Raw genomic sequence first — 26,242 nt, forward strand, 5'->3', positions numbered from 1 at the left:
ATGCCGTCGACCGTAGCGCCCGGCACTGACAGCCGCCCCCGGGCCGCGGCGCCCGTGGTCCCGCTCAGCCCGCCCGCAGGCCGTCCTCGCGGGCGTGGATGATCTCCAGCAGCTCCGCGGCCAGGGATTTGACGGTCGTCAGACCTGCCGTACCCCACCTGCGCGGCTCCAGGTCCACGGCGCACACCGTGCCCAGGACGATCCCCTGCCGGTCGGTCAGCGGCGCCCCCAGGTACGAGCGCACCCCGCTCTCGTCCACGACCGCGTTGCCGGCGAAGCGCGCGAAGTCCCGTACGTCCTCCAGCGCCAGCGCCCGGCGCCGCACCACCACATGCGGGCAGTACCCGTGGTCCCGGGGCAGCACCCGCGCCGGGTACCCGCTCGTGGGGGCGTCCGGCGTGTGGTGCAGACCGGCGAAGAACTGCCGTTCCTCGCCGATGAAGTTGACCCCCGCGTACGGGGCCTCCAGCACGTCGGCGATCTGCCGGGCGAAGGCGTCGAGCTCCGTGTCCGTCCGTTCCCCCAGGCCCAGTTGACGCAGCCGGACGGTGCGTGCGGGCGCCTCCCGGTCCACCGGCGTGAGCAGCAGGTGTCCGGTCGACTCGTAGTACGTCATCGCGGGTTCCCCCCATCCCAGGAGTTCGCTGAAATCGCTGACTTGGCTGACCTGTCCGTGGCCGCCGTGAAGAGGAGGTGGTGGACCAGCGCGGCCAGGGCCCCCGTCCCGGAGCTCGTCAGCCGCGCGTCGCACCGTACGACGGGCACCTCGGGCCCGAGCCCCACCGCCTCCCGGACCTCCTCCGCGGTGTAGCGGTGGCCCTCGTCGAACTCGTTGACGGCGACGATGAACCCGATGCCGCGCCGCTCGAAGAAGTCCACGGCCGGGAAGCAGTCGGCGAGCCGGCGGGTGTCCGCGAGCACCACCGCGCCGAGGGCGCCCGCGCACAGCTCCTCCCACAGGAACCAGAAGCGCTGCTGCCCCGGCGTGCCGAAGAGGTACAGGACGTGCCGCTCGTCCAGGGTGAGCCGGCCGAAGTCGAGCGCGACGGTCGTCGACGTCTTCGCCTCGACCCCGTCGAGCGGGTCGGGGCCCTCGCTCAGCCCGCTGAGCAGCTCCTCCGTGCACAGCGGCTCGATCTCGCTCACCGCGCCCACGAAGGTCGTCTTGCCCGCCCCGAACCCGCCCGCGACCAGGATCTTCAGCGTCGCGGGCAGCACGGGGGCGAGGCGGGTGTCACAGTCGTCGGCGTAGGCCATCGAGCACCGCCCGGAGCAGGTTCTGGTCGTCGGCGGCGAGGTATCCGCCGCCCGGGAACCGCGGCGCCTGCGCCGTGACGGCCCCGTGTTCCATCAGGTCGGACAGCAGCACCTTCACCACCACCGCCGGCAGCCGCAGCTGTCCGGCCACCTCGGCGACGGTGACGGCGGCGGAGCCCGCGCACAGGCGCAGCGCCAGGGTGTGCTCCGCACCGAGGGGGCCGCGCGGGCGCACGCCCGTCGCGGTCACCAGGGACAGCAGGTCGAGTGCGACGGCGGACCGGGTCCGCCCGCCGCTGGCCGTGTACGGGCGCATCACCCGGCCCGCGGAATCGTCGAGCCAGGGCGTGTCCCGCGGGACCCCCATGCCGTACGAGGCGCGGGCGGCGCGCATCACTCCGGGTCGCCGGCGGGCCGCCGCGGCGGGGCCGCCAGGTACGGTCGGACGCTCTTGACCAGCATCGCCATCTCGTAGCCGAGCACGCCCGCGTCGGCCTCCCGGTCGGCGAGGACCGCCAGGCAGGTGCCCGCCCCGGCGGCCGATACGAACACGAGCGCGGTGTCGAGCTCGACCACGACCTGCCGGACCTCCGCGCCGTCCCCGAACCGGGATCCGGCGCTCCGCCCGAGCGAGTACAGCCCGGACGCCAGTGCCGCCAGGTGGTCGGCGCTGTCGTTGTCGAGGCCGTGCACGCAGGTGACGAGCCCGTCCGCGGTGAGGAGTACCGCGCTGCGCGTGTACGGGACCCGCTGGACCAGGCCGCTGAGCAGCCAGTCGAGATCCGAGAGCCGACTGGTCTTCGTCGCCGCTTCGCCGCCCATGGTGGTGCGCTCCTTGCCGAGGTGAAAGGTCGGGGTCATGGCTGGTTCTCCGACTGGGCGAGGCCGAAGCCCCGTTGGAAGGCGGCCATCAGGCCCGGGTCGTGCACGGGTTGTTCGGGTGCGTCGGCCCGCCGCGGGACGGGGGCGTCGCGCAGTTGCGGGGCGAGATGGTGCTGGGCCCGGCGGCGGGGCAGGGGCGGCCGGTCCGGGTCCGTGCGGGCGGCCGGTACGGACACCGCCAGGGGCGCGGCCGGCCGGGCCGAGGGCGCGGGCGCCGGGGGTACGGGCTCGCGCACGGCCGGCGCCGACCCCGTGCCCTGGCCCGTGCCCGTGGCCGGGCCCGCGCCCGGGGGCAGGCCCGGGGGCATGTCCAGTCCGAGGTCCAGGCCCAGGTCCAGGGTCGTCTCGACGGCCGGCACTTCCCGCGACTCCCAGGGCTCGGGGGCCGACCCCACCACCCCGGGCCAGGGACGCGTGTCCGGGTGGGACGCGGGCGGCGCCGCCCAGGTCGGCACGGCCACCGGCTCCGGCTGCGGCCGCTCCTGCGCCACCCTCGTCCCCGGCCGCGGCCGGGGCTCCGGACGCGGCTCCGGCCCCGGTTCGGGGCGCGATCGCGTCGTCGGCCACGACTGCCGCTGCGGCTCGGGGCGCGGCTGCGGCGCCGGCCGGGGTTCCGGGCGGGGGTGCGGCTCCTGCTTCGGCTGTGGCACGGCCACCCGTACGGGCTCCAGCGGGGGCATGGCGCCCCCCTCCCCGGTCCCCCACGAGGTGGCCCGGGAGCCCCCGAGCGCGTCGGCGGCGCCGGGCGCCTCCGCCCCCAGCAGTTCCTGGGGCAGGACCAGCACCGCGAGCACGCCGCCGTAGATGTTGGACTTGAGCTCGACGGCGATCCCGTGCCGGCGGGCCAGCGCCGAGACCACGAACAGGCCGATCCGCCCGTCGGCCAGCAGATGCCGGACGCTGATCTGGTCGGGGTCGACGAGCAGCGCGTTCATCCGGTGCTGCTCCGCGGCCGGCATGCCCAGCCCGCGGTCCTCCACCTCGACGGCGATGCCCGCGGTGACGCGTTCGGCACGCACCACCACGTCGGTGTCGGGTGCGGAGAACACGGTGGCGTTCTCGACGAGTTCGGCCAGCAGGTGCACCACGTCGGCGACGGCGTGGCCGCGGACGGTGCCGCCCGCCGGGGGCACCACCTTGACCCGGGTGTACTGCTCGACCTCCGCGACGGAGGAGCGCAGTACCTCGCTCAGGTCGATGGGCCGGGTCCACTGGCGCCGGGAGGCGGCGCCGCCGAGCACGGCCAGGTTCTCGGCGTGGCGGCGGATCCGGGTGGCGAGGTGGTCCACGTGGAAGAGTTCCCTGAGGAGGTCGGGGTCCTCGACCGTGTCCTCGAGCTCGTCGAGCAGCGAGATCTCCCGGTGCACGAGGGACTGGAGCCGGCGGGCGAGGTTGACGAAGACCTCGACCTTGCGGTCGCTGTCGGACGGCGCGGCCGGGCCGGCCAGCCGTACGAGGGTGGTGTGCGCCTGTTCACGGGCTCCGCGCAGCTCCTGGGAGAGCAGCCAGAACTCGTCCACCCGGGCCGGGTCGCTGCCGGGCGGCGGGCTCGTCGGACCGCCGCGGACCGGGCGGACCGGCGGCTCGCCCCGCTCCAGCCGCTCGGCGGCGGTCCGCAGCTCCTGGCGGCCGCGCACGCTGGAGCGGCGCAGTGCCTCACAGCGGTCCCGTACGGCCTTGGCGGAGCGCTGGGCCCCGAGCAGGGCGGCGGCCAGCGCTCCGACGACGAGCAGGGCGCAGCCGGCCAGGACCGGCCACAGCCGGGCGTCCCGCTCCCCCGCGCCCCCGCCGAGCTGCAGCGTGAAGATCACCGCGGCGGCTCCGCTGAGCGCCGCGGCGAGCGTCGGCAGCAGGGCGGCGCGGACCAGCTGGGGGCGTATCTGCCGGCCGGGACCGGTGACGGCGTGTCTCGACGGGGCGTGGCGGGCGGCGCGGAGTCCGGACATCGGCGTCCTCTACGTGGGGCCCGGGCCCCCAGCGGTTCCGGGGCCCGGTGTTGATCACCGGATACCCACGCTAGACCGCACGATCCCGCCCCTGACAGCCAGTTGGGGAACTTGACCGGGCTGCTTCCCGCTCCCGATGGAGCGCTCGTACGGCAGCCCGAATCCGCCGGGGGCGCACGTTCGCAGCCGCCGTGCGCGACGCACCACCCCCGGGCCGAAGACCGCTCCGGAGGGTGCCTACGAGCCGACGGCCTCCGGTTCCTCGTGCGCCACGGCCGGCGGCCGCGCGGTCGCGGCCGGGCGGGAGGGTGCGGCGGGCACGGGCGGGGCCGACGCCACGAACGGGCGCCACCACGGCTCGCTCGGGGCATCGGCGTCGCCCGGCTCGAACGGCTGACCCGGGATCGGCAGCGCGATGGCCGCCCCGGTGGCCTCCGCCGCGGTGACGGTGCCCTCGCCGGGCTCGTCCCACGGGTGCGGGGCCAGGTTGAAGGTGCCCCAGTGGATCGGCAGCATCGTGCCGTGCGGGATCCCGCCCTGGAGGTCGAGGTGGGCGCGCATGCCCTCCTCGGGGGTCATGTGGATGTCGGGCCAGTACTCCGAGTAGGCCCCGATCTGGATCATCGTGGCGTCGAAGGGGCCGTGCTCGGCGCCGATCTCCCCGAACCCGGGGAAGTAACCGGTGTCGCCGCTGTGGAAGATCCGGTGTTCGTCGCCCGCGACGACCCAGGAGGCCCACAGGGTGTTCTGCTGGTTGCGCAGGCCGCGCCCGCAGAAGTGCCGGGCCGGCGTGGCCGTCAGCGACAGTCCCGCGACCTTGGTGCCCTCGTTCCAGTCGAGCTCCCGCAGCCGGTCCGCAGACACCCCCCAGCGCTCCAGGTGGGCGCCGACGCCGAGCGGAACGGCGAACACCGTGTCCGTACCGGCCAGCTCCTTGATCGTCGGCAGGTCGAGGTGGTCGTAGTGGTCGTGCGAGATCACCACGACGTCGACCGGGCCCAGCGAGGCCAGCGGTACGGGTACGGGATGCAGCCGCTTGGGCCCGGCGAACGGGAAGGGAGAGCAGCGCTCACCCCACACCGGGTCGAACAGCACCCGCCGCCCGTCGATCTCCGCGAGCACGCCCGAGTGCCCCATCCAGGTCAGGCGCAGCCCGCTGGCCGGCGGCTTCGCCAGCTCGGCGAGGGTCGTCGGGTAGACCGGGATGGGAGCTCCGGGGTTCCGCCGGATCCGCTGCTCCTTGTGGAAGTAGATCTTGGCGAACTCCATCATGGAACCGGAAGGCCTGGTCCGCGCCCCGACCGGGTTCTGGAAGACGCCGTCGGCGAAGTTCGGCGAGCGGTGGATCCGCTCCAGACGTGCGCCGGACGGATCCGCGCCGAAGGCTTCGGGCCGCAGGGCGCGCAGCCGTGGACGCAGGGGACGGGAGCCGGTCAAAGCGCCTCCTGGGAGGGTAGGACGGATGGGCGTGAAAGGCCGTACTCGTTTCCGGTCTATCACCATGCCAACGCGCACCGGCCCCGAAGGATTCCGCCGCGCGTCCCCGTCCTGCTGCCCCGTCCCGTTCCCCTGCCCGGCACGCCTGCTGCGCTCCTCCCGCTCCCGGCTACAACGGCAGCAGGTCCGGACGCTTCGCCTCCACGTGGTCCCCGGAGGACTCCCCGCGCAGCCGCCGCCCGATCCACGGCACCAGGTGCTCCCGCGCCCACTGGATGTTGTCCCGGGTCACGTCCACCGAGCCGCGCGGCTGTTGCGGCGGCCACGGCTGGTCGGGGTCGGCGGGCACCTCGAGCCCCAGCACCTGGGCGGCGCGCAGCGCGACCCGGGTGTGCCCCTCGGGCGAGAGGTGCAGCCGGTCGTCGTCCCAAGCACGCCGGTCCTGCACGGACTTCAGCGACCAGAGGTCGAGCACCGGGCAGTCGTAGCGGTCGGCGATGGCACGGACGTGGGCGCTGTACGTGGCCACCTTGCCCCGCAGGTGCTTGAGGACGGGCACGCCGCGGGTGTCGAAGCCAGTGGTGATCATGACGTGGCCGACGGCTCCGGTGAGGTCGGCGACGGCCGCCTCGAACCGCTCCGCCACGTCGTCCGGGTCGCTGCCGGGCCGGATGATGTCGTTGCCGCCCGCGCAGAAGCTCACCAGGTCCGGTGCGAGCTCCTTGGCCCGGGGGACCTGCTCGGCCACGATCTGGTCGAGCAGGCGCCCCCGCACGGCCAGGTTCGCGTACCGGAACTCGTGTTCCTCGCGCTGATCGGCCAGGAGTACGGCCAGCCGGTCCGCCCAGCCGAGAAAGGTCTCCCCGGGCCCCGGGTCCCCCACACCCTCGGTGAAGCTGTCCCCGATCGCCGCGTACGAGCCGATGGTCTTGAGTGTCGTCTTCGTCGCTGCCACGAGAACACATCCTTCACCCCGGCACGTGACCTACGCCACCGTAGGAAGGGGTTGACGGACCGTGATCTATACCACCTGTTCGGTGCGGAATAACAGGGCGTGAGGCCGGGACCCCCCTCGGGTCCCGGCCTCACGAGTCCGGTTGCCTCTTTCCGGCGGCGGGAGCCGTCAGATGCTCACGCCCTTGGTGCGGAGGTAGGCCAGCGGGTCGATGTCCGAGCCGTAGGACGGCCCGGTGCGGATCTCGAAGTGCAGGTGCGGGCCGGTCGAGTTGCCGGTGGAGCCGGAGAGGCCGATGGTCTGGCCGCCGGTGACGCTCTGGCCGGCCGAGACGGAGAGCTGGGACAGGTGGCCGTACTGGGAGTACTTGCCGTCCGCGTGCCGGATGACGACCTCGTTGCCGTACGCGCCGGCCCAGCCGGCGGAGACCACGGTGCCCGCGCCCACGGCCCGGACGGTGGTGCCGGAGCTCGCGATGAAGTCGACACCGGTGTGGTAGCCGCTGGACCACATGGCGCCGGGGGTCTTGTACTGGGTCGAGATCCCGCCGCTGACGGGGGCGACGAAGCCGGCGGCGCCGACCGTACCGGCCGCGGGCTTGGCGGCGGTGCTCTTCTTCGCGGGCGCGGCGGCGGCCGCGGCGGCGGGGGCGGGGGCGGGGGCGGGGGCGGCGGCCGGAGCGGCGGCCGCGGAGCCCTTGCCGTCGGAGGACGCGGCCGCACCCGAGGCCGCGGACTTCTCCGCCGGGGCCGGAGCCTGCGCGGCCGCAGCCGCCTCGCCCGGCGCACCGAGGGTCAGCTTCAGCCCGGGGTGGATCAGCGACGGGTCGGTGCCGACGGCCTCGCGGTTGTCGGCGTACAGCTGCTGCCAGCCGCCCGAGAGGTGGCGGTCCTGGGCGATCTTGGAGAGGTAGTCGCCCGGCACGACCGTGTAGACGGCCGGCGCGGACTGCACTGCAGCGGCGGGCGCGGCCTGCAGCGCCGCCGGAACCTGCGGGGCCTGCACGGGATTCGCGGCGGGCGCGGTGGCCGGGACGCCGGCCGCGTGGGCGCCGGCGGCACCCAGCAGCGGCAGCGCGAGGGCCGCACCGCCGGTGCCTGCGACGGCGAAGCCGCGCGCCACGGAACGGGACTTGGGACGGCGGTGCTTACCCTTTGCAGGCATGGCGAATTCCTCTCCGTCGCCTGCGAGGTGAGCTGTCGGGTTCGGACTGGAGATGTCCGGCCGCACATGAACGGAACATGTACGGCTTCACCCCGAGCTGCGCCGATACAAAGATCGGGAACAGCGGCTTACCTGGTTCCCCCGCTCCTGCCGCGCGCGTGAATAGTCGGGTGCGGTTTCCGGACGGCGGCAGGATTCGGCGGTCCATCCGGATCGATCGCGAAGGTAATCGAGTTCCGCCGCACCGAACAAGCCACGAATTTCCTGACGGATTAACAGGCCCCGGAGTTCGAAGGAATTCCGGTCACCCTCCGTCCATTCCCCGCCGCCAACGACCGCCCCGGCCGGGCCTTTCGACTTCGACGATCAGGCACTCACGGTCACCGTATGATCTGGCTCACGGGGCTGCGCCCGATCTCGCCTCCGGTGATGGCAAGTTGGTCCCAAGTAGCGTAATTCGGACATCTCACGACGACGCGGAGGAGTTCCCGTGACCCAGCAGATACCCCAGCCCCCGCGGACCGAGCCCGTACCGGAGCCGGAGCTGGCCGGAGTGCGCAACTTCCGTGACGTGGGCGGCCTGCCGACCACCGACGGGCGGAGGGTCAAGCCAGGAAAACTATTCCGTAGCGGACATCTGGCACATGCCACCGAAACCGATGCAGAATTCCTCGCATCGCTCGGACTCCACACGATTTTCGACTTCCGCAACGGCGCCGACCACGCCCTGGAAGGACTCGACGTCGAGCTTCCCGGCGTGCGGAACGTGAACATCCCGCTGTCGGATCCGGCCGACGGCAAGGAATTCTGGACGATGGTCCGCGGCGGCGATCTCGAGCAGCTCCGCGGAATCCTGGGCGAGGGGAAGGCCGCCGCCCGGATGACCAACTCGTACCGCTCGATGGTCGAACACCGCACCGCCGAGCACGGCCGGGTCGTGCGGGCCCTCGCCGAGGACAGCATTCCGGCGCTCATGCACTGCGCGGCCGGCAAGGACCGGGCCGGCCTGTCGATCGCCGTCACCCTGCTCGCGCTGGGCGTCGAGCGCGAGGCGATCGTGGCGGACTACCTGGAGTCCAACGCCCCGCACCGCCGCTACCGGGTCCGCCGTACCAGCGAGGCCCCCGAGGCCCGCTCCCCCGAGGTGATGGAGCTGCTCGCCCCGCTCTTCGACGCCCGCGCCGAGTACCTGACGGCGGCGTTCGACACCATCGACCAGCACTGGGGCGGGGTCGACCGGTACCTCGCCGAGGGCCTCGGACTCACGCCCGAGAACCTCGACCGGCTGCGGGAGCAGCTGCTCGACCGGTAACCCGGCCGGCAGCCCGGCCGGGAGCGGCCCGGCCGGGAAGCGAACGATCGGAGCGGGCCGTCAGCCTCCGGCGACGGCCTGCTTCACCAGCGTCCTGCCGAAGTCCCACATCAGAGCTCCGCCGCCGTGCGCCTCGTCCATGACCGCGCGGAAGGCGCCGACGAACCTGTCGACGTCCCGCTCGTCCACGATCAGCGGCGGGATGAGCTTGATGACCTCCAGATGGTCCCCGGAGACCTGCGTCAGGATCCGGTGCTTCTGCAGCAGCGGCACCACGACCATCTGGGCGAAGAGCCCCTTGCGGGCCGCCTGGAGCATGGTCCACCGGCTGCGCAGCCCGAGCGAGGACGGCCGCCCGAACTCGATGCCGATCATCAGGCCGCGCCCCCGTACCTCGTGGAGCAGCTCGTACTCGTCCACGAGCGCCGCGAGCCGGCCGCGCAGCAGGTCGCCCGTCGCGCGGGCGTTCGCGACCACCGACTCGTCCTCCATGACGGAGAGCACCGCCAGCCCGGCCGCCATCGCCTGCGCGTTGGACCCGAAGCTGGCGGAGTGCACCAGCACCCGGTCCATGGACGAGTAGACCTTCTTGAAGATCCAGTCCTTGCCCAGGGTCGCGCCGACCGGCACATAGCCACCCGAAAGGGCCTTCGCCACGCACACCAGGTCCGGCTCCACGCCCGGCTCGTGCTGGTACGCATAGAAATCGCCGGTCCGGCCGAGCCCCGTCTGCACCTCGTCCGCGATCAGCAGCGCCTTGTGCCGGTGCAGCAGCTCCTGCGCCGCGAGCAGGAACCCGGGCGGGGCCGCGAGTACGCCCTTGCCCTGGACCGGCTCGACGACGAAGGCGGCGACGTCGCCCCGCTTCAGCTCCCGCTCCAGGGCGGCCAGGTCCCCGAGGGCGATCTTCGTATCGGGCAGCAGCGGTGCGAAGCCGTCGCGGAACCCGGCCTCCCCGTTGACCGAGAGCGAACCCGTGGTCAGCCCGTGGAAGGCGTGGTCGCAGTAGAGGACCCGCGTCCGCCCGGTGGCGCACCGGGCGAACTTCAGGGCGGTCTCCACGGCCTCGGTGCCGCTGTTGCCGAAGAAGACCCGGTCCAGGTGCGGGCTGTGCGAGAGCAGCTTCTCCGCCAGCAGCCCGGGCAGCGGCTGGCAGTCGAACCGGGTCAGATCGGCGAGCTGTGCGTCCAGGACGTCGTGCAGTGCCCGGCGGACCACCGGGTGGTGGCGGCCCAGGCCCATCACGCCGAACCCGGCCAGCATGTCCAGGTAGTCGTTGCCGTCGGCGTCCCAGAAGTGTGCGCCTTCGGCCCGCACGTAGACCTTGTCGAAGCCGATCGTGTGCAGCATCCGGGGCAGCTGGTGGTTGAGGTGCCTGGAGTGCAGCTCGTACCGTTCCCCGCCCCGCTCGTCCAGCAGGGCGCGGAGGTCGAAGCCGGTCACGGCTTCTCCCGGTTCCCCGAGACCGTCTCCCGGGCCGCGCGCAGGGACTCCTTGAGGGAGCCCATGGTGGCGAGGACGGCGGTGGGCTCGTAGCCGCAGTGCGCCATGCAATTCGCGCAGCGCGGGTCCTTTCCGCGGCCGTACTTGCTCCAGTCGGTCTCCTCGATCAGTTCCCGGTACGTCGGCACGTACCCGTCGCTCATCAGATAGCAGGGGCGCTGCCAGCCGAAGAGGGAGTAATTGGGAATGGCCCAGGCGGTGCAGGGGAAATCCACCTTGCCTTCCAGGAAGTCGAGGAAGAGCGGGGAGTGGTTGAGCCGCCAGCGCCTGCGGTTTCCGCCCGCGAAGGCCTTCTTGAAGAGTTCCCTGGTCTGTTCGACGCCCAGGAAGTGCTCCTGGTCAGGGGCCTTTTCGTAGGCGTAGGCGGGCGAGATCATCATTTCGTCGACCTTGAGGTCGTCGTTGAGGTAGTTGAGCACCTCGATGATCGTCTGCGGGGTGTCGGTGTTGAAGAAGGTGGAGTTGGTGGTGACCCGGAACCCGCGCCGCTTCGCCTCCCTGATGGCGGCGACCGCCTCGTCGAAGACGCCTTCCTTGGCGACCGACTCGTCGTGCCGTTCGCGCAGGCCGTCGATGTGCACGGCGAAGGCGAAGTACGGGGACGGGGTGAACTTCTCGATCTTCTTGCGCAGCAGCATCGCGTTGGTGCAGAGGAAAACGTACTTCCGCTTGGCCACCAACTGCCGCACGATCTCGTCGATCTGCGGGTGCATCAGGGGCTCGCCGCCCGCGATGGACACCATGGGCGCGCCGGACTCCAGGACGGCGCCGACGGCCTGGGCGACCGGCATGCGCTGCTTGAGCACGCCGGCCGGGTGCTGGATCTTCCCGCACCCCTCGCAGGCCAGGTTGCAGGCGTAGAGCGGTTCCAGCTCGACGATCAGCGGGAACTTCTCACGCTTGCGGAGCTTCTGTTCGAGAAGATACGTCCCGACCCTGATGGACTGTCGCAGTGGCATGGCCATCTGGCTCACCTCCTGGGGAGCAGCAAAGAACGGTGCCAGTCATGAAACGCGGGCAGTACGGCACGCAGTACGCGGAAGGCCGATATTCCACCGCGGACCGTGCCGATGCGGACGAGCTCATGCTCCGGAGCGTCCACGATCACCCGGACGGCCGCAACCGGACGGTTCCAGCCATCTGCGGCGGCCCGGGTGGCCGTCCACAGGGTGGCCGCGGACTCCATGTCGACCGCGATGGCGCCGGTGGCGCGCAGCTGGGCACGTTCCTGCCCGCGGACGACGTGGTCGGATCCGGTCAGTGCGCCGGTGTGCACGGTCCGGCCCGGGGCGGCCCGGGCCAGTGCCTCGGCGAGCAGCGCGGTGCCGTCGCACGCGACGGTGCCCCGGGGATCGCGGATCTCCTCGGCGACGACGAGGTCGCCGGGGTTCATGCCGGGGACCAGCCCGGCGCAGAACCCGGTGGCGAGGACGGGGGCCCGGCCCATCCCCGGCTCGGCGAGCGCCCGGCCGACGGCCCGCTCGGCGGCGCGCGGACCCATCCCGGTGCGCAGGAGGCAGTACCCGGGTGCGGTGCGGGCGGCGCCGCGGCCGCCGCCGCTGCGCAGGGCCGCCTGCTCGATGCGCAGGGCGCAGGCGACCAGCAGCGGGGCCGGCGGCGGGGTCGGCGGCGGGGTCGGCGGCGGGGTCGGCGGCGGCCCGTGCGGCTCGGGACCGCCGGCCCGGGCGGCGCTCATCGCGCCTCCCCGGGCGCGAAGGGTTCCCCGTACAGGTAGCGGCCGAGCGCGGTGAGCGGGAACACCTGCCGGTACAGGTGGTAGTTGATGGAGAAGTCCCAGGGGAAGCCGGTGCCGGTGAAGTACGGCTCGTCCCAGGAGCCGTCCTCCCGCTGGGTCTGCACCAGGTACCCGATGCCCCGCTCCACGGCCTTGCCGTCCCGCTCCCCCGCCGCGAGCAGTGCCATGAGCGCCCAGGCGGTCTGCGAGGCGGTCGAGGCCCCCTTCCCGGCCCACTCCGGGTCCTTGTAGGAGCGCTGGTCCTCGCCCCACCCGCCGTCCTCGTTCTGTACGGATTCCAGCCAGCGCACGGCCCGCCGGATCGCGGGATGCGCCGGGGCGATGCCGGCGGCGGTCAGGGCCGGGACCACCGAACCGGTCCCGTACACGTAGTTGGTGCCCCAGCGGCCGAACCAGGCTCCGGTGGGCTCCTGTTCGGCGAGCAGCCAGGCGGTGCCGCGCCGGGTCCGCGGGTCGGCGGCCTTGCCCTCGACGGCGAGCATCTCCACCACGTGGGCGGTGACGTCGGCCGACGGCGGGTCGATGACCTCGCCGAAGTCGCAGAACGGCAGCCGGTTCGGGAAGGGGCTGGTGTTGTCGGCGTCGAAGGCGCCCCAGGCGCCGTTCCCGGACTGCATGCCGAGGTTCCAGGAGACCCCGCGGGCGATGGCCGCCTCCACCCTGGCCGGCTCCGGGTGCCGGATCCGGCGCAGGGCGAGGACCACCTCGGCGGTGTCGTCGATGTCGGGGTAGGTGTCGTTGTGGAACTCGAACGCCCAGCCGCCGGGGGCGAGTCCGGGCCTGCGGACCGCCCAGTCGCCGGTGCGGACGATCTCCTCGCCGAGCATCCAGTCGGCCGCCTTCACCAGCGCCGGGTGGTCGGGCGCCAGGCCCGCGTCGGCCAGGGCGATGGCGGCGAGGCAGGTGTCCCAGACCGGGGACTGGCAGGCCTCGACCATCCGGGCGCCGTCCTCGCGCCACACCGCGAACCGGTCGAGGGACTCCAGCCCGGCCCGCATCACCGGGTGGGCGAGGTCGTACCCGAGCAGGTGCAGGGCGATGACGGAGTACACGGCGGGCGGCTGGATCCCGCCCCAGCAGCCGTCGTTCTCCTGGCGCTCGATGATCCAGCGGGCGGCGGTGTCCATCGCGGCCTTGCGCAGCCGGCGCGGGGCGAACCGGCGGTAGACGTGCAGGACCTTGTCCATCCGCTGGAAGGCGCCCTCCCAACTGGCCAGCGGGGCCGGGCGCCTGGCCGTGTACGGACGCCGTGCGTCGGTGTGCAGCTCGTCGAGGGCGAACGGGGCCGGACGGACCGGGCGTTTGGCGGAGACCACGGTCAGCGGCACGATGGTCTGGCGGGCCCAGCAGCCGAAGTCGTAGATGTTCAGCGGTACCCACGGCGGCAGGAAGACCAGCTCGGGCGGGAGTTCGGGCAGGTGGTCCCAGCTCCACCAGCCGAACAGGGCCAGCCAGATCCGGGTGAAGACGCGGGCGGCTGCGATCCCGCCGTGGGCCCGAACCCAGGCCGAGGCGCGGGCCATGTGCGGGGCGTCGGGCGCGTCGCCGGCGAGCCGCAGGGCGACGTACGCCTCGATGGTGGCGGAGAGTTCGGGCGGACCGCCGTGGAAGGTGGCCCAGGTGCCATCCTCGCGCTGCTCGCCCCGGATGAAGAGGGCGGCGGCCTGCGTGGTGGCCTCGTCCCGGATCCCGAGGAACTGCCGCAGCAACAGGTCCTCGGCGTCCATGGTGACGTTGGTCTCCAGGTCGCCCTTCCACCACCCGGCCGCGTCCTGGCGCGCCAGCAGGTACCGGGTGGCCCGCGCGGCGGCCTCCTGCGCACCCTGCACCGTGTCCGGTGCGGTGGAATCCGGGGCGGCGCCGGGGGTACCGGCGCCGTCGGTCGTCGCTGTCATGGCTTCCCCTTACGTGGCAGTGGTCCTCTGCTGTGCTGGGGTATGCCGTCGGCCGGGCGCTCCTGTCAGGTGGCGCCGGCCGGCGACTCGCGCGTCATATCCCTGCTCGGGTGGCGATCACCTCTTGCGCACGACGACGAAGTCGGCGAGGGCGACGAGCTGTTCGCGCACCTGCTGGGGCATGTCCACGTCGTCCAGCGCGCGGATGGCGATCGCGTGCTGGCGGCGCGCCTCCTCGGCGGTCCACTCGCGCCCGCCCGCGGCCTCGATGAGCGCGGCGCGGGCCGCGAACTCCTCCTCCGAGAAGTTCTCGAAGTCATTGCTCTTGGCGTCGGCGGCGAGCAGCTTCGCGAGCTCCTCGCAGGCGGGTCCGCCCGCCGCGAGGGCGGCGACGACCGGCAGGGACTTCTTGCGCTGGCGCAGGTCGCTCCAGGTCTGCTTGCCGGTGGCCTCCGGGTCGCCCCAGATGCCGAGGAGGTCGTCGACGGCCTGGAAGGCGAGGCCGAGGTGGTAGCCGTACTCCTCCAGCTTGTCGGCCGTACGGTCGTCCGCGCCGCCGAGGACGGCGCCGATGGAGACCGCGCAGGCGAGCAGGGCGCCGGTCTTGTTGCCCTCCATCTCGAGGCACTCCTCGACGCTGACGCGCTCGCGGTGCTCGTAGGAGATGTCCTGGGCCTGACCGTCGATGAGCTTGCGGCTGGCGGTGGTCAGCCGGCGCGCGGCGCGGCCGGCCTCGACGGTGCCGAGTTCCAGCAGGACCTCGTTGGCGAGGGCGAAGAGCGCGTCGCCGACCAGGATCGCGAGGGCCGGGCCGTGCACCTTCCACACCGTGTCGCGGTGGCGGCGCTGCTCGTCACCGTCCATCAGGTCGTCGTGCAGCAGCGAGAAGTTGTGCACGAGCTCGACGGCGACGGCGCCGGGGATGCCGACCTCGGCCGCGGCTCCCGCGGCCTCGGCGGAGAGCAGCGCGAGGGCGGGGCGCACGGCCTTGCCGCCGTCGCCGTCGGCCGCGTTGCCCTCGGCGTCGATCCAGCCGAAGTGGTACGCGGCGACGGTGTCCATGGGCGCCGCGAGCCGGTCGACTGCGGCGCGGAGCACGGGGGTCGACAGCGTGCGGCCGCGCTCCAGGAGGGCGATCGTGTCCGCCTTCTCCACGCCCTCGCCGGCTGCGCCGTTGCCGGCATCCGTGTTCTCGACGGCCGGATTCCCCGGGTTCACTGGCTCTCCTCTGTTTCCTGTACGTGCTGCTGCGGTCGTGCTGGTGATCGTCATGCCGCCTCCTGCAGGGGGTGCTCCCGGTGGCGGCCGAGTGCGGCGAGTGCGGCGTGCGCCGCGCTCAGTCCGCTGCGGACAGCGCCCTCCATGGTCGCGGGCCAACCGGTGGCGGTCCACGCACCGGCGAGGTAGAGGCCCGGCGTGTCGGTCCGCGCCCCGGGGCGCAGCCGGCCGACGCCGGGGGTGGGGGCGAACGTGGCCGTCCGCTCCCGGGTCACGAAGAAGTCCCGTACCTTGGCGCCCCGCGCGGCCGGCAGCAGCCGTTCCAGCTCGGGCAGGTACTTCGTGCGCAGCACCGAGACGGGCTCGTCGATGTCGTCCTGGGCGGCCGACTGGGACAGGGCCAGGTACTGGCCGCCGTCGGGCAGCCCGGAGGCGTCGGTGCGGTCGAAGACCCACTGGACCGGGGAGCCTAGCGCGGCGAAGAAGGGCTGCTTGAGCACCTTGCGGTCGTAGACCACGTGGACGTTGAGGATGGGCGCGGTGCCGATGTCGAGGAGCTTGTCCGGGTCGGCGAGCGCGCCGGGCGGCAGCAGTCCGTGGGCCTCGCGCTGCGGGACGGCGAGGACGACGGTGCCCGCGTCGAGGGTCCCGCCCTCGGTGTCGACCCGCCAGTTCCCGTCCTGCGTACGGGAGATGGAGGTGACGCGGGTGCGCAGTCCGGTGCGTACGCCGGCGGCGTCGAGCTGCTTGCGGGCGAGGGTGTCGTGCAGGTCGCCGAGCGGGACCGAGGCCCAGCCGATGTCGGCGGCGCCGTTCTCGGAGAGCAGGCCGGTCTTGAAGACCATGGCGGCCAGGCCCAGCGAGGACTGGTCGGCGGTGGCGTTGAGCGTGGCGATGCCGACGAGGTCCCACAGGGCCTCGATGGTGCGCGGGCTCTGGCCGTAGCGCCCGAGCCAGGTCGCGAAGTCCAGGCCGTCCAGCGCCGGGTCGGCGGGGTCGAGCCGGCGCAGCGCGACGGCTGCGCGGCCGACGCTCACGCGCTCGGCGAGCGAGAGGTGCGGGTAGCGGGCGAGGGAGCCCGCCAGGTGCAGGGGTACGGGCAGGGCGGTGCGGCGCAGCCGGCCCAGGCGCGGTCCGCCGGGGTGGGCGACGTCGAGCACGGGGACGTCGAGCCGGTCCTGGATCGGTGCGAGGTCGGCGCCCTCGACGCGGTCGAGGAACCACCGGTAGGCGGTGCAGCAGCGCAGGTAGACGTGCTGGCCGTTGTCGACGGTGAGGTCGCCGCGCTTGAAGGAGAAGGCGAGCCCGCCGAGCCGCGGGCGGCCTTCGAGGAGGGTGACCTCAAGCCCCGCGTCGGCGAGTTCGAGCGCTGCCGTCACGCCGGCGAGCCCGCCGCCGATGACGACGGCACGCTGTTCGGTCGCGCTCATGCGGCCTCCCCCGTCGTACGCCGACTGCCCGCCGGGGCGGCCGTCCGGGCGGAGCCCGCACGGTGAGACGCGGCGGCCCGCGCCGGGGTTGCCTGCCGGCCGTGCGCCTGCGCGGGGGCCGCCGGCCCGGTGCGGTGCGCCGCCGGGGTGTGCGGCGTCTGCGTCGGGCTCATCAGCTCCGCCTCCGCGTGCTCTGGCGGGAGATGGTCCGGGCGTCGAGGCCGGACAGGCCGCGGACGGCGACGTACGCCTTTTCGTGCGGGGGCAGCGAGACGCGGCCGCGGAGCACGGCCTCGGGCTCCCGCTCGATCCGGTCGAGCAGGCGCCGGTAGATGCCGGCCATGGCGGCGACGCAGGCGCCGCTGCGCCGGTCGAGCATGGGCAGCAGCCGGTAGCCCTCGACGAACAGGGCGCGGGCGCGCCGGACTTCGTGGTGGACCAGCCCGGCGAAATCGGCCCCGGCGGGCATCCGGTCGCTCCCGAACCCGTCCGAGCAGCCGAACTTGGCGAGGTCCTCGGCGGGCAGGTAGGTGCGCCCGTTGCCGGCGTCCTCGCGGACGTCGCGCAGGATGTTGGTGAGCTGGAGGGCGAGGCCGAGGGTGTCGGCGTACTCGTCGGCGCGGGCCGCGTCGGACGCGTCGAGGCCTCCGGTGTTCACGGTGCCGAACACGCCGAGGGAGAGCCGTCCGATGGCTCCGGCCACGCAGCGGCAGTAGGCCTTGAGGTCGTCCCAGGTCTCGTAGGTCTCGCCGCGGACGTCCATCAGGACGCCGTCGATGAGCTCGTCGAGGCCGCCGAGCGGGATCGGGAAGCGGCGGGCCGCGTGGGCGAGGGCGACGGCGACCGGGTCGGTGTCGTCCTCGTCGATCTCCCCGGCCCGGATCCGGCCGAGGACGGCGCGGGTCTCCTCGAGCCGGGCGAGCTTGGCCCCGGGGGCCAGTGTGCCGTCGCCGATGTCGTCGACGCGCCGGGAGAACGCGTACAGCGCGGACATCGCCTGCCGCTTGTCGGAGGGCAGCAGCCGGATGCCGTACGCGAAGTTGCGCGCCTGCGAACCGGTGACGGCCTCGCAGTAGCTGTAGGCCGCCAGGACCGGTGCGGACGGTGCGGACGTGTGTGCGGAACCCTCCACGGTCGGGCTCACCCCTTTCTCGGCGCTGTGCGCAGGACGGTGGCCACCTCGCGGAGCAGGCCGCTCCTGGTGGGCTTGGGCGGGCCGGGGAGCACGTCGAAGCCGGCGGCGGTGACGGCTCGCAGGGCGGCACGCCCTCCTCCCACGAATCCCGCGAGCAACAGCCGGAGCCTGCCGTGCACGCTACCCACGAGCGGGGTGCCTTCATTCAGGAGGTCGCGGGCGCGTTCGGCTTCGAACGCGACCAGGGAGCGTACGGACGCTCCGGCATGGCGGGCCTTGAGGTCGGCCTCGGCCACGTGGAAGCGGCGCATGTCCTCGGCCGGGAGGTAGATGCGGCCCCGGCCGAGGTCCTCCGCGACGTCCTGTAGGTGTTCGACGATCTGCAGGGCCGTGCAGACGGCGTCGGAGCGGCGGATGCGCTCGGCGGTGCTGGTGCCGGTGAGGGACAGCACGAGGCGGCCGACCGGGTTCGCCGACAGCTCGCAGTACGCGAGCAGGTCGCCGTACGTCTCGTAGCGCGTGACGTGCTGGTCCTGGCGGTTGGCCTCGATCAGCCCGAGGAAGGGCTCGGGGGTCAGGCCGTGGGCGCGGACCACGGGCCGCAGGGCCTGCAGCAGGGGGTGGCGCGGCGGGCCGTCGGAGCCGCCGAAGACGCGACGCAGGTCCGCCTCGAGGGCGTCGAGCATGGCGAGCGGTTCGTCCGCGGCGGCCGGGTCGAGGCCGAGGAGTACGGCGTCGTGGCCGCCGGGGGCGAGGTCGCCGTCGCCGATGTCGTCCACGAGGCGGGCGTACCCGTACACCGCGATGAGGCCGTCGCGCCAGGCGCGCGGGAGGAAGGACGGGGCGACGGGGAAGTTCTCCGTCCGCGCCTTGCCGAGGGTGGCGCGCGCGTGGGCGTCTGGGGCTGTGGGGGCCGCGTCCCGCCGTGGCCGGATACCGTGCCCGGGGGTCACCGCCCGCCGCCCGCGCGGGGGACGGCCGTAATGCCTGGGGGCCGGAGAATTCCCGTAGCCATTGCCGTCACATCTCCCGTTCTACACTGCCGACCCAATACATCCTATTTCGGACACGCCGCCGGACTTTCCCCGGGGTACCCCAGGCCGTTCACCTGCGGGGAATCGTCCCCTCTGACCGCGATTGAGGCCTGCTCCAGCTTACGCTGTACAACGCCGCGGCAGCCTCTCGGGTATTCACTCCGCTACCGAATGTCGGCGCCGGGCGTCCCGGGCATGCCGAAGCCCCCGCCGCTCGAGGCGACGGGGGCCGACACTCGCCGCGTCAGGCGCTGGTGGCCTTCTCGTAGGCCGAGACGACTTCCTCGGTGGGCCCGTCCATCAGCAGTTCACCCTTCTCCAGCCACAGCACGCGGCTGCAGGTGTCGCGGATGGACTTGTTGTTGTGGCTCACCAGGAAAACGGTTCCGGCATGCTTGCGCAGTTCGCGGATGCGGTCCTCGGAACGCACCTGGAACTTGCGGTCACCGGTCGCCAGGGCCTCGTCGATCATCAGAACGTCGTGGTCCTTCGCCGCCGCAATGGAAAAGCGCAGGCGCGCGGCCATACCGGAGGAGTACGTGCGCATCGGAAGGGAGATGAAATCGCCCTTGTCGTTGATGCCCGAGAAGTCGACGATGTCGTCGTATCGCTCCCGGATCTGCTCGCGGCTCATTCCCATCGCGAGACCGCCGAGGACCACGTTGCGCTCACCGGTGAGGTCGTTCATCAGTGCGGCGTTGACACCCAGCAACGAGGGCTGGCCGTCGGTGTAGACCTTGCCGGACTCGCAGGGCAGCAGGCCGGCGATGGCCCGCAGCAGGGTGGACTTGCCGGAGCCGTTGGAGCCGATGACGCCGATGGCCTCGCCGCGGTACGCCGTGAAGGACACGCCGCGCACGGCATGGACCCGGCGGACGCCCGGGGCATCGCCCTTACCCCGGCGCATTATCTTGCTCAGCGCAGCGGTGGCGCTGCCCTTGCCGGACCTGCCGGCGTTGACGCGGTAGACGATGTGCACGTCGTCGGCGATGACGGTGGGGACGTTGCCCCGATTGTTCTCAGCCACGGCCGTAACGCTCCTCAGCCTTCCAGAAGTACACGAAACCGCCGAGGCCGATCACGACGGCCCAGCCGACGGCGAAGGCCCAGACGTGCGGCGGCAGGTTTTCCCGGCCGTAGTCGTCGATCAGCGCGAACCGGACCAGGTCCATGTAGATCGCGGCCGGGTTCCACTGGAGCACGTCGGTGACCCACGCGGGCACGTGCCGGTCCTCGAGCGCTCCGCTGATGGAGAACATGACGCCCGAGGCGTACATCCACGTGCGCGTGATGAACGGCATCAGCTGCGCGAGGTCGGGGGTCTTGGAACCCATCCGCCCGAAGACCAGCGCGAGGCCGGTGTTGAAGAGGAACTGGAGTGCCAGGGTCGGAATGACCAGCAGCCAGGCCAGCCTCGGGTAGTTGCCGAACGAGACCGTGACGATCAGCACGACGATCATCGAGTAGAGCAGCTGCTGGAGCTGCTGCATCGAGAAGGAGATCGGCAGGGAGGCGCGCGGGAAGTGCAGGGCCCGGACCAGGCCGAGGTTGCCGGGGATGGCCCGGACTCCCGCCATCAGCGAACTCTGGGTGAAGGTGAAGACGAAGATGCCCGTCACCAGGAAGGGGATGTAGACCCCCTTCTCCATGCCCCGGCCGGCGTTCATGATCAGGCCGAAGATCAGGTAGTACACCAGCGCGTTGAGCAGGGGGGTCGCCACCTGCCAGATCTGGCCGAGCTTCGCCTCGCTGTACTGGGCCATGAGCTTGGCCCGGGAGAACGCCATGATGAAGTGGCGCCGGTCCCAGAGCTGCCGCACGTACTCGGCCAGGGTCGGCCGGGCACCGCTGACGGACAGGCCGTACTTCCTGGCGAGCTCCGCCGGGGTCAGCCCTGCGTCTTCGGACGGCGGCTTGCTCGTGGCGAGGGCGCCATCCTGGGTTGTGTCACTCACAAGTTGAAACTTTCCGTCTTCAAGATGCGGCAGAAGGTGGCATCGGGCCTGGGGCGCTCGGCCCGTGATCATGCAGGTTCCGTGATCACGTGTGTTCCGTGACCGCGTCATGTTCTCAGACGCGAGCGTGTCAGATGACAGGCGGTCGGCCCAGCCGGGTCAGCCGCCAGACCGTACGCCACTTCATGGGGCGCCGGGGACCGCAGGGGGTGGTCCACCCCTCCTTGAACCCACCGAACCAGGCCTTGAGCGCCGGCACCGAGGGCTTGCGCAGCAGCGTCAGCAGGAGCCAGACGCCCAGGTAGACCGGGACCAGCGGAGCAGGCAGGTTTCGGCGGGCGAGCCACACCCGGTTACGAGCCACCATACGGTGGTAGACCGCGTGCCGGGAGGGGGCGGTTTTCGGATGCAGGAGCACCATGTCCGCCCGGTAGTCGATCAGCCACCCTGCGTCGAGGGCCCGCCAGGCCAGATCGGTCTCCTCGTGCGCGTAGAAGAACTCGCCCGGCAACGCTCCGACCTGCTCGAACACCTGCGTACGGACGGCGTTGGCGCCGCCCAGGAAGGTGGTCACACGGGAGGAGCGCATCGGGTCCGAGGCGCGCAGCCGGGGCACGTGCCGGCGCTGGGTCTCGCCGGATTCCGGATCGGCGATCCGGAAGCTGACGATCCCGAGCTTCGGGTCCTCGGCGAAGGCCTGCCGGCACAGCTCGGCGGTGTCCGTGCGCTCCAGCAGTCCGTCGTCGTCGAGGAAGAGCAGGGCGTCGACCTCGCTGCCGCCGGGGCCGAAGGCCTCGATGCCGACGTTGCGGCCGCCGGGGATGCCCAGGTTCTCGGGCAGGTCGACGGTGCGCACTCCCGCGGGGAGTCCGGTGACCTGGACGCCCTGGCCCACGACGACGACCTCGATGGGGTCGCCGTCCTGGCGGGCCACCGAGTCCAGGAGCGCCTTCAGCTCGTCGGGCCGGTTGCCCATGGTGATGATCACGGCGCCCAGCCGCATCGCCGTCGTCACTTGAGCCTGCTCGAGGCCAGGATCGACACCAGGTGCAGCACCGTCTGGAGCATGGCGATGCCGGCCAGTACGGCGACACCGAGCCGGGAGAAGAACAGGTCGCCCCGCATCTGGTCCAGGACGGCCAGCAGCAGGATGAGCAGCGAGGCCTCGATGCCGAGGACGAGCCGGTGGAACTTCAGCGCGGACGCGGCCCGGCGGGCGAGCGCCATGCCGGAGGAGCGCGGCTCCGCGGCGGCCTCGGCGACGGGCTCCTTGCCGGTCTGGTGGCGGGCGACGCCGACCAGGTCGGTCTCGGCCTTGATCAGGATGGCGCCGAGGGCCGCGAGGGTGCCCAGGAAGGCCCACAGCCAGTCGATGCGGCCGGTGCCCCACAGGTCGCTGGCGCGCAGGCCGAAGCCGACGAGGACGGCGGCGTCGCACAGGTAGGCGCCGACGCGGTCCAGGTACACCCCGGACAGCGAGTACTGCTTCTTCCAGCGGGCGACCTCGCCGTCGACGCAGTCGAGCAGCAGGTACATCTGGACCGCCACCACGCCGAGGACGGCGCCCCAGATGCCCGGTACGAGCAGTGCCGGGCAGGCCAGGACACCGGCGAGGGTCATCAGGTAGGTCAGCTGGTTGGGCGTGACCCTGGTGCTCACCAGGACGCGGGTGATGCGCAGGGAGATCTCGCGCATGTACAGGCGACCGCCCCAGTGCTCGCCACTGCGCCGGTCCTTGACGCCCGGCGGGTGAACGACGGGCCGGAGTTCAGCTACGGATGGTCTTGGCATAGTCGGCGTAAGCGTCCCTGATCTCGGCTGCGGACAGATTGAGGTGCTCCAGGATCGTGAAGCGTCCCGGGCGGGTCTGGGGGGCGTACTCGACGGCCGCGACGAACTCGTCCACGCTGAACCCGATCTCGGCGGGCAGCACGGGCAGCCCGTGGCCGCGCATCGACTCGACGAAGAGCCCGGACTGTTCCTTGGCGCCGCGCAGGTACATCGCGAAGGCCGCGCCGATGCCCACCTGCTCGCCGTGGAGCGCGGAGCGCCCCGGGTAGAGCAGGTCGAAGGCGTGACTGATCTCGTGGCAGGCGCCGGACGCCGGCCGGGTGTCCCCGCTGATCGACATGGCGATGCCGGTGAGGACCAGGGACTCGGCGAGGACCGTCAGGAAGTCGTCGTCGCCGCAGCCGCCGGGGTGGCGCAGGACGGCTTCGCCGGCCGTACGGGCCATGGCGGCGGCCAGGCCGTCCACGGGCTCCCCGGTGATCTTGTGCGAGAGCTCCCAGTCGGCGATGGCCGAGATGTTGGAGAGCGCGTCGCCGATGCCGGAGCGGACGAACCGCACGGGGGCGTCGCGGATCACGTCGAGGTCGATGACCATGGCGATCGGCGTGGGCACGCCGTAGGAGCCGCGGCCGTTGTCGTTGTCGAGCGTGGCCACCGGCGAGCAGATGCCGTCGTGGGCCAGGTTGGTGGCGACGGCCACCATGGGCAGGCCGACGCGCGCCGCGGCGTACTTGGCCACGTCGATGATCTTCCCGCCGCCCAGGCCGACGACGGCGTCGTAGCGACGGCCCTTTATGTCGTCGGCGAGCTTGACGGCGGAGTCGATGGTCCCGTCGACGACCGGGTACCAGTCGGCGTGCGGCAGCACGGGCTCCAGCTTGGCGCGCAGCACCTGGCCGGAGCCGCCGCTGATCGCGATCGCCAGCTTCCCGGACGCCGAGATCCGCTGGTCGGCCAGGAGGCCGGCCAGGTCGTCCATGGCGCCGCGGGTGATGTCGACGACGACCGGGGAGGGGATGAGCCTCGTCAGTACTGGCATGCGATCGTCCGGCCCTTGGCGAGGTCGTCGTGGTTGTCGATCTCGACCCACTTGACGTCGCCGATGGGGGCCACGTCGATCACGAAGCCGTCGTTGACGAGCTGCTGGTAGCCGTCCTCGTAGTACAGGTCGGGGTCGCGCTCGAAGGTGGTCTTCAGCGCCTCGGCGAGGGCCTCGGCGGCCTCCGGCTCGATGAGCGTGACGCCGATGTACTCGCCGGTCGCGTCGGAGGGCTCCATCAGCTTGGTGATCTTCTGAACGCCCTCGGCGCCGTCGACGACGACCTTCATCTCCTCGTCGGCCAGGCTCTTGACCGTGTCGAGGGCGAGGATGATCTTCTGGCCGTTGCCGCGGGCGTCGAGCAGGGTCCGCTCGACCGAGACCGGGTGGACGGTGTCTCCGTTGGCGAGGATCACACCCTGCTTCAGGACGTCACGCGCGCACCACAGGGAGTAGGCGTTGTTCCACTCCTCGGCCTTGTCGTTGTCGATCAGCGTGATCTTGACGCCGTACTTGGCCTCCAGGGCCTCCCGGCGCGCGTAGACGGCTTCCTTGCGGTAGCCGACGACGATCGCGACCTCGGTGAGGCCGACCTCGGCGAAGTTGCCGAGGGTGAGGTCCAGCACGGTCAGGCTTTCCTCGTCGCCTTCGGGGCCGACGGGCACGAGGGCCTTGGGCAGGGTGTCGGTGTAGGGACGCAGGCGGCGTCCGGCACCGGCAGCGAGTACAAGGCCGATCATGCTGGTTCTCCTTCGTCATGTACGGCGGGTGCCCCGGAGGAGACCCAGAAGCGGATGCTCTCCACGAGCACCACGAGTGCCACGAACACGGCCAGGGCCGTGAGCGCGACGGGGAACGCGTCACGGGGCAGGACGGCGGCCAGGACCACGGTCAGCAGGACCCGGCCCTCATGTCCGCCGATCGTCCACACCAGCCACCTCGGCGGTGCGCCGGAGCCGCCGCGGATGCGGTAGACCGTGTCGTAGTGATGGTAGGCGACCGCCGCGACCAGTCCGAATGCGGCCGGAAGGGCTCCGGGTACGTCCGCCTTGACGGCGAGCACCAGCACGGTCACGTACTCGGCGCAGCGCAGCAGCGGCGGGACGAGCCAGTCCAGTGCCCCCTTGAGGGGGCGGGAGACGGCCGCGCCGGTGGCTATGACGTAGAACACCGCGGCCCCGGCGAGCCAGGGCGAGCCGTACCCGCTGCGCAGAGCGTCTCCGATGACCAGCACGCTGCCGGCGAGGGTCATCAGCAGCGGGGCGACGGGGCGTCCCTTGGCCAGCGCGATGCCGATCGAGGCCAGCGGGCCGGAGTCGGCGAGGTCGGCCAGCGCCTGCGCGGCGCGGTCGGTACGGACGGCCTTGCGGGTCAGCGAGCGCAGCACCCGGCCGGCGGTGGTGTAGAGCGCACCGAAGGCGCAGCCGATCAGCAGGGCGTAGAAGACGATCCGGGGGCTGGTGGCCGCGGTGAGCACCGCGATCATGGCCCAGCGCTCGCCGATCGGCAGGATGATCATCCGCCGGATCCAGACCGTCCAGCCGACGCTGTCGAGCTTGTCGGACAGGGCCGCGGTGGGGCTCGTATTGGCCGTGGCGTCGTGGTTGGCCTCGTTGAACGAGAAGTCCACGACGTGGCGGCAGGTCATGAGGATCATCGCGCCGAGCGCGAGGGCCCACACGTCGTCGCCGTTCCTGGCGGCGCCGAGCGCGAGGCCCGCGTAGAAGGAGTACTCCTTCGCGCGGTCGAAGGTGGCGTCGAGCCAGGCGCCCATCGTCGAGTACTGCAGCGAGTAGCGGGCGAGCTGCCCGTCCGTGCAGTCCAGGACGAAGGAGACGAGGAGCAGCACGCCGGCCGCGATGTAGCCGCCGCGCTCGCCGGTGGCGGCGCAGCCGGCCGCGATCAGTGCGGTGATCAGCGAGGCGGTGGTGACCTGGTTCGGGGTCAGGCCGCGGCGCGCGCACCAGCGGGCGATGTAGCGCGAGTACGGGCTGATGAAGAAGGTGGTGAAGAAGCCGTCGCGGGACTTGACGGCCGTACGCAGGCGCACGGCCTCGTCGTCGACGGCGGCGACGGCGGCGTCCGCCGCGGCGCGCTCCGCATCGGTGGCGGGGACGGCGGCGACCAGGGTGCCGAGCTCGGGGCGCTGGACGGGGGTCCCGGCGGCCTCGACGGCGCGGGCGAGCCGGTCCGCGTACGGGCCGTCGCCCTGCGCCGGGAGGGCCGCGGCCTTGTCCAGGGCCGCGCGGGCGCCCGGCTGGACGGCGAACGCGCCGGTCACGGCGCAGGCGTCGAAGCGCGGGTCGGTCAGCGCGAGCCGCAGGGCGTGGACGTGCCCGACGAAGGCGCTGTCGACGACGGCGACACGCCGGTCGGCGGGTACGCCGGCCAGCACCGCGGCGGTGTCTTCGGGCAAGGCGGCCGGGCGGACGTCGAAGCCGAGGGAACGCAGCTCGTCGGTGAGCGGTGATCCGGGGACCGGCAGGCCGGTGAGGATGACGGTCGACAGACGAACTCACTCCTTGCAGCGAAC

At 72.4% G+C, this 26,242-nt stretch carries 25 protein-coding genes and 1 riboswitch; of the genes, 1 reads left to right on the plus strand and 24 read right to left on the minus strand.

The genetic code is table 11. From position 1 onward, the window contains the following. Nucleotides 1–64: 64 nt before the first annotated feature. The 8 genes from ACFYXK_RS28785 to ACFYXK_RS28820 all read right to left on the minus strand — a co-directional run bounded on the left by ACFYXK_RS28785 (nt 65) and on the right by ACFYXK_RS28820 (nt 7,641). On the minus strand, nt 65–616 hold the full coding sequence (locus tag ACFYXK_RS28785) for a GAF domain-containing protein (protein ID WP_389413751.1): 552 nt from the start codon (nt 614–616) through the stop codon (nt 65–67). After that, on the minus strand, nt 613–1,257 hold the full coding sequence (locus tag ACFYXK_RS28790) for an ATP/GTP-binding protein (protein ID WP_389413752.1): 645 nt from the start codon (nt 1,255–1,257) through the stop codon (nt 613–615). Before ACFYXK_RS28790 ends, ACFYXK_RS28785 begins: the two co-directional genes overlap by 4 nt. Continuing rightward, nucleotides 1,235–1,624 (minus strand): DUF742 domain-containing protein, encoded by a 390-nt coding sequence (locus tag ACFYXK_RS28795; RefSeq protein ID WP_383510690.1) that lies wholly within the window; start codon nt 1,622–1,624, stop codon nt 1,235–1,237. Before ACFYXK_RS28795 ends, ACFYXK_RS28790 begins: the two co-directional genes overlap by 23 nt. Nucleotides 1,625–1,650: 26 nt before the next feature. Then, nucleotides 1,651–2,079 (minus strand): roadblock/LC7 domain-containing protein, encoded by a 429-nt coding sequence (locus tag ACFYXK_RS28800; protein WP_383510688.1) that lies wholly within the window; start codon nt 2,077–2,079, stop codon nt 1,651–1,653. Nucleotides 2,080–2,114: 35 nt separating this feature from the next. After that, a complete protein-coding gene (locus ACFYXK_RS28805; protein ID WP_389413753.1) occupies nt 2,115–4,085 on the minus strand; it encodes a sensor histidine kinase in 1,971 nt (656 codons plus the stop codon). Between the two features lie 237 nt (nt 4,086–4,322). Further along, nucleotides 4,323–5,522, minus strand: coding sequence for an MBL fold metallo-hydrolase (locus ACFYXK_RS28810; RefSeq protein WP_389413754.1), 1,200 nt, complete (start codon nt 5,520–5,522; stop codon nt 4,323–4,325). A gap of 169 nt (nt 5,523–5,691) precedes the next feature. After that, the gene (locus tag ACFYXK_RS28815; protein ID WP_030297484.1) at nt 5,692–6,477 is read right to left on the minus strand and encodes an SGNH/GDSL hydrolase family protein; all 786 of its coding nucleotides are present in this window, start codon (nt 6,475–6,477) and stop codon (nt 5,692–5,694) included. Nucleotides 6,478–6,645: 168 nt separating this feature from the next. Continuing rightward, nucleotides 6,646–7,641, minus strand: coding sequence for a LysM peptidoglycan-binding domain-containing M23 family metallopeptidase (locus ACFYXK_RS28820; RefSeq protein WP_389413755.1), 996 nt, complete (start codon nt 7,639–7,641; stop codon nt 6,646–6,648). Between the two features lie 4 nt (nt 7,642–7,645). Further along, nucleotides 7,646–7,853: riboswitch (cyclic di-AMP (ydaO/yuaA leader) on the minus strand. 278 nt (nt 7,854–8,131) lie between these two features. On the opposite strand from ACFYXK_RS28820, the gene ACFYXK_RS28825 reads away from it, so the two are divergent. Further along, nucleotides 8,132–8,953: a tyrosine-protein phosphatase gene (locus tag ACFYXK_RS28825; RefSeq protein WP_389413756.1), complete on the plus strand. Its 822-nt coding sequence runs from the start codon at nt 8,132–8,134 to the stop codon at nt 8,951–8,953. A gap of 60 nt (nt 8,954–9,013) precedes the next feature. Here the strand turns inward: ACFYXK_RS28825 and ACFYXK_RS28830 are convergent, their stop codons facing one another. The 16 genes from ACFYXK_RS28830 to ACFYXK_RS28905 all read right to left on the minus strand — a co-directional run bounded on the left by ACFYXK_RS28830 (nt 9,014) and on the right by ACFYXK_RS28905 (nt 26,218). After that, nucleotides 9,014–10,396: an aspartate aminotransferase family protein gene (locus ACFYXK_RS28830; protein WP_389413757.1), complete on the minus strand. Its 1,383-nt coding sequence runs from the start codon at nt 10,394–10,396 to the stop codon at nt 9,014–9,016. Beyond that, nucleotides 10,393–11,421: an adenosyl-hopene transferase HpnH gene (gene hpnH / locus ACFYXK_RS28835; protein ID WP_389413758.1), complete on the minus strand. Its 1,029-nt coding sequence runs from the start codon at nt 11,419–11,421 to the stop codon at nt 10,393–10,395. The genes ACFYXK_RS28830 and hpnH overlap by 4 nt, the downstream gene beginning before the upstream one ends. Nucleotides 11,422–11,426: 5 nt before the next feature. Then, nucleotides 11,427–12,152 (minus strand): 1-hydroxy-2-methyl-2-butenyl 4-diphosphate reductase, encoded by a 726-nt coding sequence (locus tag ACFYXK_RS28840; protein WP_389413759.1) that lies wholly within the window; start codon nt 12,150–12,152, stop codon nt 11,427–11,429. After that, nucleotides 12,149–14,107, minus strand: a complete 1,959-nt coding sequence (gene shc, locus ACFYXK_RS28845; protein WP_389413760.1) for a squalene--hopene cyclase — start codon at nt 14,105–14,107, stop codon at nt 12,149–12,151. The genes ACFYXK_RS28840 and shc overlap by 4 nt, the downstream gene beginning before the upstream one ends. Nucleotides 14,108–14,224: 117 nt before the next feature. Then, entirely contained in the window at nt 14,225–15,325 is a 1,101-nt protein-coding gene (locus ACFYXK_RS28850) for a polyprenyl synthetase family protein (protein ID WP_389413761.1), read from the minus strand. A 50-nt stretch (nt 15,326–15,375) separates the two neighbouring features. Continuing rightward, nucleotides 15,376–16,755, minus strand: a complete 1,380-nt coding sequence (hpnE, locus tag ACFYXK_RS28855) for a hydroxysqualene dehydroxylase HpnE (protein WP_389413762.1) — start codon at nt 16,753–16,755, stop codon at nt 15,376–15,378. After that, nucleotides 16,752–16,928 (minus strand): hypothetical protein, encoded by a 177-nt coding sequence (locus tag ACFYXK_RS28860; protein ID WP_389413763.1) that lies wholly within the window; start codon nt 16,926–16,928, stop codon nt 16,752–16,754. The genes hpnE and ACFYXK_RS28860 overlap by 4 nt, the downstream gene beginning before the upstream one ends. Then, the gene (hpnD, locus tag ACFYXK_RS28865; RefSeq protein ID WP_389413764.1) at nt 16,928–17,899 is read right to left on the minus strand and encodes a presqualene diphosphate synthase HpnD; all 972 of its coding nucleotides are present in this window, start codon (nt 17,897–17,899) and stop codon (nt 16,928–16,930) included. The genes ACFYXK_RS28860 and hpnD overlap by 1 nt, the downstream gene beginning before the upstream one ends. Continuing rightward, entirely contained in the window at nt 17,896–18,843 is a 948-nt protein-coding gene (hpnC, locus tag ACFYXK_RS28870; protein ID WP_389413765.1) for a squalene synthase HpnC, read from the minus strand. Before hpnC ends, hpnD begins: the two co-directional genes overlap by 4 nt. A gap of 325 nt (nt 18,844–19,168) precedes the next feature. After that, complete coding sequence (locus tag ACFYXK_RS28875) at nt 19,169–19,951, minus strand: ABC transporter ATP-binding protein (RefSeq protein ID WP_383510504.1); 783 nt, start codon at nt 19,949–19,951, stop codon at nt 19,169–19,171. Beyond that, nucleotides 19,944–20,879: an ABC transporter permease gene (locus ACFYXK_RS28880; protein WP_389413766.1), complete on the minus strand. Its 936-nt coding sequence runs from the start codon at nt 20,877–20,879 to the stop codon at nt 19,944–19,946. Before ACFYXK_RS28880 ends, ACFYXK_RS28875 begins: the two co-directional genes overlap by 8 nt. A gap of 130 nt (nt 20,880–21,009) precedes the next feature. After that, the gene (locus tag ACFYXK_RS28885; RefSeq protein ID WP_389413798.1) at nt 21,010–21,882 is read right to left on the minus strand and encodes a glycosyltransferase family 2 protein; all 873 of its coding nucleotides are present in this window, start codon (nt 21,880–21,882) and stop codon (nt 21,010–21,012) included. Between the two features lie 8 nt (nt 21,883–21,890). Further along, nucleotides 21,891–22,670 carry a CDP-alcohol phosphatidyltransferase family protein gene (locus tag ACFYXK_RS28890; protein ID WP_389413767.1) on the minus strand — a complete coding sequence of 260 codons (780 nt, stop codon included), beginning with the start codon at nt 22,668–22,670 and terminating at the stop codon, nt 21,891–21,893. Continuing rightward, the gene (locus ACFYXK_RS28895; protein WP_389413768.1) at nt 22,648–23,709 is read right to left on the minus strand and encodes an iron-containing alcohol dehydrogenase family protein; all 1,062 of its coding nucleotides are present in this window, start codon (nt 23,707–23,709) and stop codon (nt 22,648–22,650) included. The genes ACFYXK_RS28890 and ACFYXK_RS28895 overlap by 23 nt, the downstream gene beginning before the upstream one ends. Then, entirely contained in the window at nt 23,697–24,449 is a 753-nt protein-coding gene (locus ACFYXK_RS28900; protein WP_389413769.1) for a sugar phosphate nucleotidyltransferase, read from the minus strand. Before ACFYXK_RS28900 ends, ACFYXK_RS28895 begins: the two co-directional genes overlap by 13 nt. Next, nucleotides 24,446–26,218 carry a DUF5941 domain-containing protein gene (locus ACFYXK_RS28905; protein WP_389413799.1) on the minus strand — a complete coding sequence of 591 codons (1,773 nt, stop codon included), beginning with the start codon at nt 26,216–26,218 and terminating at the stop codon, nt 24,446–24,448. The genes ACFYXK_RS28900 and ACFYXK_RS28905 overlap by 4 nt, the downstream gene beginning before the upstream one ends. Nucleotides 26,219–26,242: the final 24 nt, after the last annotated feature.

This window comes from Streptomyces sp. NPDC002209 (genome assembly GCF_042890265.1).
Classification (GTDB): domain Bacteria; phylum Actinomycetota; class Actinomycetes; order Streptomycetales; family Streptomycetaceae; genus Streptomyces.